Origin of the sequence: Propioniciclava sp., assembly GCF_036744435.1 — a bacterium.
Taxonomy (GTDB): Bacteria; Actinomycetota; Actinomycetes; order Propionibacteriales; family Propionibacteriaceae; genus Propioniciclava.
Genome location: NZ_DAIOIA010000028.1, coordinates 1 through 1,661, shown reverse-complemented (window position 1 = coordinate 1,661; position 1,661 = coordinate 1). Strand labels below are relative to the sequence as shown.

2 protein-coding genes are annotated in these 1,661 nt (G+C 70.1%); both read right to left on the bottom strand.

Features of this window, described 5'->3' with window-relative positions; translation table 11 throughout:
* Positions 1–27: 27 nt before the first annotated feature.
* Entirely contained in the window at positions 28–693 is a 666-nt protein-coding gene (locus tag V7E09_RS05465; protein WP_324511593.1) for a response regulator transcription factor, read from the bottom strand.
* Positions 690–1,661 (bottom strand): sensor histidine kinase (locus V7E09_RS05460; protein ID WP_324523125.1); only part of this gene is annotated, 972 nt, incomplete at its 5' end. The genes V7E09_RS05460 and V7E09_RS05465, both read right to left, overlap by 4 nt.

Genomic DNA, 1,661 nt, shown 5'->3' with positions numbered 1-1,661 from the left:
GGGACTGCTGTGGTGCCGCCGTGTCGATCAGTGCCCGGCGAGGCCGTTCTCGTAGGCGAACAGCACCAGTCCGACGCGGTCGCGGGCTTGGAGTTTGGTCAGCAGACGTCCGATGTGGGTCTTCACGGTGCCCTCGGCCATGTAGAGGGTCTTGGCGATCTCGGCGTTCGTCGACCCGCCGGCGACTTCGAGGAGCACTTCGCGTTCGCGTTCGGTGAGGAGCGCGAGGCGGGGATCGTGTTCGCCGGGGGTGGGGGAGAGCGTCGGGACGACGTGGTCGAGGAGGCGTCGCGTCGTGGAGGGGGCGACGACGGCGTCCCCGGCGGCCACGTTGCGGATGGCGTTGAGCAGGTCGGTGGGGCGGGCGTCCTTGAGCATGAAGCCGGACGCGCCGGCTTTGAGGGCGGCGAAGGCGTACTCGTCCAGGTCGAACGTGGTGAGCACGAGGACGTGGGTTTCGATGCCCGCTTCGACGATGCGGCGGGTCGCTTCGACGCCGTCCATGACGGGCATGCGGATGTCCATGAGGACGACGTCGGCGGGGGAGGTGAGCAGCGCGGCGACCGTGTCGGCCCCGTTGGGTGCTTCGCCGGTGACTTCGAGGTCGTCCTCGGAGTCGATCAGCATGCGGAAGCCGCTGCGCACGAGCGCTTGGTCGTCGGCCAGGAACACCCGGATCGTGTCGGAACTCATCGTTGTATTCCCTCTCTGGCGGCGTTGCGGGCGGCGTCCCCGATGGGGATCACCGCGTGGACACGGAAGCCCGGACCGTCGTCGCGCGGTCCGGCGGCCAGCGAGCCTCCCATGGAGGAGACCCGCTCGTACATGCCGCGCAGGCCGTTCCCGCCGCCGTCGGTGGGGTCGTCCACGCCGTGCCCATTGTCCACCACGTCGACGGTGATGGAGCGCGCCGAGTAGGTGAGCGTCGCGACGGCCGTCGCCTCGGAGCCCGCGTGCTTGAGGAAGTTGGTCAGCGCCTCCTGGGTGACGCGGTAGGCGGTGAGCGCGAGCGCCTGGGAGACGGGCTGCGGGTTGCCCTGGACGACGAGGGTGATCCGATCGCTGGTGCGAGCCACCATGTCGGGGATCTCTTCGAGGGTGGGCGCGGGGGCGTAGGAGGCGGGTTCTTCGTTGGGGCCGGCGCGCAGGACGCCGACGATGCGGCGCATCTCGTGGAGGGCTTCGCGTCCAGTCTCGGCGATCGTGTCGAGGGCTTCCGCAGCCACCTCGGGCTTGCGGGTCGCGGCGGCGCGTCCGCCTTCGGCCTGGACGATCATGACCGACAGCGAGTGGGCGACGATGTCGTGGAGTTCGCGGGCGATCATGGCGCGGGTGGACGCCTCCAAGAGTCGGTTCTGCTGCTCGCGTTCGGCCAGCAGGAGGCGGTAGCGCTCCTCGGCGGCATGCACCTGGCGGGTCCGGGACTCGGCGACCTCACGCGAACGGCGTCCGATGGCGTACGGGGTGAGCACGGCGCCCAGGCAGGCCCCCCAGAACAGGATGTCGGCGTTGGGGTTGCTGGCGTAGACGCCGAACCAGGTCAGCGGCCCGAGCACCGACGCGATGGCGCCGATGACGATCACCGAGCGTGCCATGCGTCCGGGGGTCCAGCGGGCGACGCTGTAGGACACGATCGGGATGGCGACCAGCGAGATGGTGGG

Excerpts from the sequence above, each read along its gene's own strand:
- V7E09_RS05465 (WP_324511593.1), bottom strand. The coding sequence starts at position 693 with ATGAGTTCCGACACGATCCGGGTGTTCCTGGCCGACGACCAAGCGCTC.